The sequence below is a fragment of the Rhizobium sp. TRM96647 genome (assembly GCF_025780115.1).
Classification (GTDB): Bacteria; Pseudomonadota; Alphaproteobacteria; order Rhizobiales; family Rhizobiaceae; genus Mycoplana.
On sequence record NZ_JAOXHF010000022.1, the window covers coordinates 24,956 to 30,955 of the forward strand.

Here is a 6,000-nt window from a genome sequence, read left to right on the forward strand (position 1 = left end):
TGAATGTGTTTTCGGCGATCTGTTTCCGAAACCTCACAGCGTGCGCCAACAGCAATTGATTGCCGAAATCGAGGCCACCTATACACCCGAGGCCAGCTCTGATCTGCCTCCTGCCGCTATATCGAACTGGGGCTTCCTTGCCCCGCGTCGAACCCCTGCTCAGCGAAACAAATCGCCGCCAGGTTGCCGGCATTGTAGGGAGCACGGTCAGCTCGACGTCAGGCAGCGCTCGTAAGCTTTGCCTCCTCCCATGAAGCTGTGAGCCAGGTCTCGATCCTGTCGCCGGGTCGCAAGGACCGGCATGGTCTTCTGATGGATGGGCCACCAATCCCATTTCGTTCCCTGGTCGGGAAGTCAAACAGATTTGTCAAAATCAGTCCCTCCTTGATCTTCCGCACACTCTCCATTGCGGCACCCGAATACCCGCGAAGAACGCAACCGTGCGGTGTCGTCTCGACGAGTTAGGCAGGGCGTTCGGACTCCCTCCGCCTTCCTCACGGAATCGGGTTCGGCGAAGCGTGTGCGATCGGCGACGAGTGGCGAACCGTGCCGCGGTTGATGGTGTCTTGCGCAATATGAGCTGCTGTCGCAGGTGGCGGCGGCAAACCCGTCGCCACGGCGGCACCGGCCTCGCCATCGTGATCGGCAAGGACGGTTTCACGCTCGTTGAGCTTCGTGAGCGTCTCTGATTGGGTTCGTTTGCGGCGAGACACGCGCTTTATCACAGCAAGCACGCTGTCGCGTTGTCAAAGTGGCGTCCGCATCGCCAATTTGTTCTTTTTATGTTCTCATGCGCAGGCCCGCGGTTGGCGAACCCGTCAATTGCCGGATGACCTGTCGTTCAGAGTAGGAAACGGCCCTTCGCAAAGACAGGCTAACATTTAGATGGATGCCGGAATCGCCTTTGCCATCCCCGTTCAAGTCAGCCGATGAATTTGAAAGCCTGGTTGCCTGATGCCTTTCAATTGGCATCAATTGGGCTCATAACGATCTTCTCGGCCTGCATCTTGCTGAAGTCGAAGATCGGGTGCCGACCCGTGCCGGACGCGGTACTGTCACTCCCCTTCTTGAAGACAAACGTGTCTTCCGCCCCCAGCCCTCTGCAACGTAGAGCCGGACATCAAAACGGTTGAGTGGCGAGAGACTTCGAAACTACTGGGAACCATTCGCCAGTGATCTCGTTGTGTAGGCGTAGTTCAGGGTGGAAGGAGACTGTAATGAACCAGATAATCTACATCGTAGGCCTCATCGTTGTTGTGATCGCGGTACTGTCGTTTTTCGGACTTCGCTAATGCCACTGCGTTGCCGGCTGGAACTCTGCTAAATGCTCTATTAGCGATGGTAGTGCTCAGCGCGCCCATGAATTTACGCGCTATGCACGGTATGCCAGATCATGGGCGGCGTACGTACTGACTCTGAGGCACTTCGGCGCGGAAAATTTTTATAGTCCTCAATGGCATGGGACTTTCGCGTCATGTTAACGGCTGAGCGTCTGCTTGCCCCCCGAAATGCGAAGCTCTTAAAAAAAGTTAGTGCGCCAGATCGCACAGCCGCCAGCGACCGACCTCGTCGTGCCAAGACCGCACCTTGCTGATAGCGACCGCGAGCCGACGCCATTTGATTAGGCATTGGGAGCCGCGGTCCTAGAAGCGCATGCCCCAGTTCGGACACTCTGGAGCGTAACATGCCGGGCGTGCGCCATCGGACCGCTGGTCACCGTCAGATCAACGCACGTACCAACTGACGATGTCCCTGAGATACGGCCTGGCCGCCCCGCGGTTCAGCTGGTGCAATTCTCGGTTTCTTCTTTCTTGCCCTCGGCGCAGTCTTTCGGGACCAAGCGCCCGGTCGACTAACGTGATCAGGATCAATCACTAGTCATGGATGACCGCCACCGCCAGCAGCCCCATAAACTTGACCGGTCGAGAAACTTGCGCTGTTGTCGGCAAGCTGGACGTAAATCGATGCGAGTTCGGCGGGCTGCCCTGGACGGTTAAGAGGGGTGTCGCCACCGAACTCCTGAAGCTTGTCCATCGTCGCGCCGCCCGCCACCTGCAATGGCGTCCACACCGGACCTGGCGCGACACCGTTGACTCGGATGCCCCTTGGGCCGAGTTGTTTGGCCATTGACTTCGTGAAGCTCAGGCCGGCAGCCTTGGTGATTGCATAGTCAACGAGGTTGTCCGACGGATCATACGCCTGCACCGAGGTCGTCTGAATAATAGAAGACCCCGGCTTGAGGTGCCTTAGCGCCGCCTTCGTCAGCCAGAACATTGCATAGATATTCGTCTTCATCGTCGCGTCGAAGGCTTCCGTAGTAATATCAGACAGGGCCTGTGCTTGTTGCTGCCGGCCAGCATTGTTCACCAGAATATCGAGACCGCCGAGCGCGTCGACGGCATTCTCGACGAGTTCCACGCAGAAGTCTTCGTCACGAAGATCGCCCGGCAGCGCGATACCCTTACGGCCTTCCCTTTTGATCAGCGCGATGACTTCCTGCGCATCAGGCTCTTCTGCGGAAAGATAGTTGATAGCAACGTCCGCGCCTTCTCGAGCATAGGCGATCGCAGCCGCACGTCCCATCCCAGAATCCCCGCCGGTTATCAATGCCTTGCGTCCCGCAAGCCTACCAGAGCCCGTGTACGATGTCTCTCCATGGTCCGGCTTGGGGTTCATTTTTCCGGCGAGACCGGGAAATGGCTGCGATTGTTTTTCGAAGGGCGGCTTGGGGTACTTCGTTGTCGGGTTTTCCATTTTGCGGACATCCTTGCATGTTCTTCTCATCCGCACGACCTGGAAGCAAGCAGCTAGCGTCAGAGCGACGCTGGCAGATTCCGAAAGATCCGCGGGACTTGAGATCGCGTTGTTCTCCGAGGTGGTAGAACCCGAACACTCGGAAGAGAGTTTGGTTCCCCGCAACTCGTTCTTTAGAGACGAATCAGCTTCGGAATCGACCTGGAACTGTTGTGAAGGCGGGTGGGCGATCCGCCACCACAAAGGTGCTATCGCCCCACGGGTTTCGATGCCGATTGCGGTAGACGCGACCGACGATTGGGCGCACAATGCCTTTTCAGTTGCGTAGGTATGGCAGGAGCGACAGAGAGATGGCTACTCTCGCCCATAGTGGGAGAAAGTTCCATGTCCAAGTCCTTCGTTTATCACGCCGCTGGAATATCCAGTTTTTCCAGCAGGGCGGAAACACAACAAAATATTTAGGCACTCAGACCTGAATAATCTCCTGGCTATTATTGACAGCTGTCTTGCGGAATGTCGTTTTTCTCGCGACGGCGGAGGCGCTGGGGAGCGCTAATATCCGGCTATACTCTCAGGGCCGATGCAGTCCTACCGTCATCAAAGGCTATCCTATTCCGTCCTTTAGGCGGTGCGCGTAGCGTGGCACCTTGTCGCCAGTTCTTCTGCCAACTGCGAAGCCTTGGAGCGTGCTCGTCGGGGCTCTCCTGAAAGGGTCTCCCACCCTGGCTGGCGCGATCTTTTGCTGGATCGACCATTTTCACCGGCGAGATCCGCGCGTGATCGGCCTCGTTCTTGATTTCAACTAACCAGGACATTTCGGGGCGCACCTCGTTCCCCCAACTGAGCGACCATGCGTCGGCACGTGGTTCGAGGACGACGGCGCGCTCACGGCGTGCCGCGACCACCGGCACGCAAATCAAGTTGTGGAGTTTGCGGGCATCCCAGCCTTAACGTTTTGCCGCAGGCCAGTCGTTTGCAGGCTCCTCGAGAGTTAACTCGGACATGTCATCTGAGGGGTCAGGATCACGTTCGTCCGCATTTTTTAGACGTTCGATTTCCTTTATCGCCTCGGCGTAAACCTCCGCCTGCAACGCTCCGCCGGTGACCGCCTTGTCCACCAGATTCTCAACCGCTGCACGAACCTCTTCCCGCCAGTCACTTCCCATTCCGGTTCCTCCTTCTGGTCGCCACTTCTGATAGCTCGATCCATGCTGGCGCATGGTCGCTTGTGTGCTCCCATCCTCGGACTTCCTTGTCCACGCCTGCACTAGCAAGCCGCGCGGCGACTTGCGGCGTAAGGAGGAAGTGATCTATCCTGAGGCCCGCATCTCTCGCGAAGGCATTACGAAAGTAGTCCCAGAAAGTGTAAACACGCTCTCCGGGATGCAGCACTCTGATCGCGTCCGTCCATCCCTGATCGACGAGCCGCCTATAGGCGTCGCGCACCTCAACCCGGAAGAGGGCATCATTCACCCAGCGCTCCGGTTTGTAGACGTCGAGCTCCGTCGGCATGACATTGTAATCGCCGGCGAGTACTACTGGTACGTCTAGGTCCCGCAGTTCGGCCGCATAGGCAGTGAGGCGTTTGAACCAACCAAGCTTGTATGCAAACTTCGGGCCGGGATAGGGGTTGCCGTTGGGGAGATACAAGCAGCCGATTATCATCCCGTCGACTGCAGCCTCAATGTAGCGACTGTGAGTATCGTCAGGATCGCCGGGAAGTCCTCTGCGAGTGAGCAAAGGTTCTTTGTCCCGCGCGATGATTGCGACGCCGTTCCAGCTCTTCTGTCCTTGCCAGACCGCACCGTAGCCGGCGGCCTCTAACGCCTTGGCGGGAAATTTTGTGTTTGGTGCCTTGAGTTCCTGCAGACAAGCTACGTCAGGCGACGACTGCTTCAACCAGCGAAGCAGCACCTGGAGGCGACCATTGACGCCGTTGACATTGTAGGTTGCAATTTTCACGGTGCTATTACCCTCGCCCCCCGCTTCGAATCGTTCCATGCCGTCCCCGGATAAACGTCGTTTCGGTCGACTTGACGAGATCGTGGCGGACAGGTTGGGTGCTCGCCTGGCGTTTCGTTCCCCACGGCGACAAATCGGAAAAATCGCTACGTTTGGCCATCCCGTCGTGTCCCATTGACACACCGCGATCTCCACGTTGAAACCCTTTCGGCCTTCTATGGTTCCTCTACTCTGATGCAAGCGGTGTCATTCGGCAATCTACAGCACCCGAGACGCCGGATGGACGCTATTTGTCGTCGCCGAAGTCTGCGGCGTAAGAGCGATCCCGCGCTCGACGAGGAGATCCGAACCGGTCTTGTGAACGAACTGATGGGTGCGCGGCGCGCCTTCCGTGAAGCAGATTGCGCACGCCACCGCAAGATCCCAGTTCGTCGACACGTGCGGTCTTATCAAAGTGTTGACGGCAAGCTCAAGCGCTATAGATTTCCTTCGCAATCCTAAGAGATTACAAAAGGAAAAGAGCCCGATGGCCACAGGTACGGTAAAGTTTTTCAACGTTGACAAGGGGTTCGGCTTTATCACGCCGGACAATGGCGGACAGGACGTGTTCGTCCACGTTTCGTCTCTCGAGCGCGGTGGCTCCCTCCACGAAGGTGACAAGGTCAGCTTTGAAGTCGGTCAGGATCGGAAAACTGGAAAGTCCAAGGCAGAGAACGTTTCGCTGCTCTAGCCTCACCTTAGCTTTCGCCAGCCTGCTGAAGCGTGCAGGCTGGCGGATACATTCTGGCTAGATCGGGTTGTTCGCCGCCAGAACGTATTAGTCGGGAGTGGGCAACGACGGCGACCGGATACTTGGTGTTATAGCCACGTCCGGCAAACACATGTCAGCGTTTTGATTGACCTTGGTAACGTCCTCAGATCCTTGCCCGGTCAACCCACCCTGTTCTTCCGAGCGCCGCCGGTGATCGTCGTGGCTACCGTCGGGACGGCCTTATTGTTCCCAAATCTTGTAAGCGTGTTCACGTAGCCGATGCTCTTTGTTGTCCGGAGGGTGGGTAGGCCGATATCTTCCACATACAAAATGGAACACCTTCTCTGAAGGCAATGGCATCTTCCCAGATCATGAGGCACCTGGTTCTTCAGTGGAAATTGCGACTCTTAATTTTCAAAGTGTCGATGTGCAGATCGGGTATGAAAATGTCCCGTGGATGATGTCCCAGGGAGTGGTGTAGCAGGTTAGCGGTGGCCATCAGTGTTTTTCCGGTAGGGTCGGTTTGTCAAAGA

4 protein-coding genes are annotated in these 6,000 nt (G+C 56.9%); 1 reads left to right on the forward strand and 3 read right to left on the reverse strand.

Features of this window, described 5'->3' with window-relative positions; genetic code table 11:
• Positions 1-1,878: 1,878 nt before the first annotated feature.
• The 3 genes from OCK02_RS24885 to xth form a co-directional block, all read right to left on the reverse strand.
• Positions 1,879-2,754 (reverse strand): SDR family oxidoreductase, encoded by an 876-nt coding sequence (locus tag OCK02_RS24885; protein WP_318530159.1) that lies wholly within the window; start codon positions 2,752-2,754, stop codon positions 1,879-1,881.
• Positions 2,755-3,701: 947 nt separating this feature from the next.
• On the reverse strand, positions 3,702-3,920 hold the full coding sequence (locus tag OCK02_RS24890; RefSeq protein WP_263815370.1) for a hypothetical protein: 219 nt from the start codon (positions 3,918-3,920) through the stop codon (positions 3,702-3,704).
• Positions 3,910-4,716, reverse strand: a complete 807-nt coding sequence (xth, locus tag OCK02_RS24895) for an exodeoxyribonuclease III (protein ID WP_263815376.1) — start codon at positions 4,714-4,716, stop codon at positions 3,910-3,912. The genes OCK02_RS24890 and xth overlap by 11 nt, the downstream gene beginning before the upstream one ends.
• A gap of 526 nt (positions 4,717-5,242) precedes the next feature.
• Between xth and OCK02_RS24900 the strand changes: the two genes are divergently transcribed.
• The gene (locus tag OCK02_RS24900) at positions 5,243-5,446 is read left to right on the forward strand and encodes a cold-shock protein (RefSeq protein WP_263815371.1); all 204 of its coding nucleotides are present in this window, start codon (positions 5,243-5,245) and stop codon (positions 5,444-5,446) included.
• Positions 5,447-6,000: the final 554 nt, after the last annotated feature.

What these genes read in the sequence shown, in the direction of transcription:
- OCK02_RS24900 (WP_263815371.1), top strand. Translation starts at nt 5,243, where the DNA reads ATGGCCACAGGTACGGTAAAGTTTTTCAACGTTGACAAGGGGTTCGGC.
- OCK02_RS24890 (WP_263815370.1), bottom strand. Translation starts at nt 3,920, where the DNA reads ATGGGAAGTGACTGGCGGGAAGAGGTTCGTGCAGCGGTTGAGAATCTG.
- OCK02_RS24885 (WP_318530159.1), bottom strand. Translation starts at nt 2,754, where the DNA reads ATGGAAAACCCGACAACGAAGTACCCCAAGCCGCCCTTCGAAAAACAA.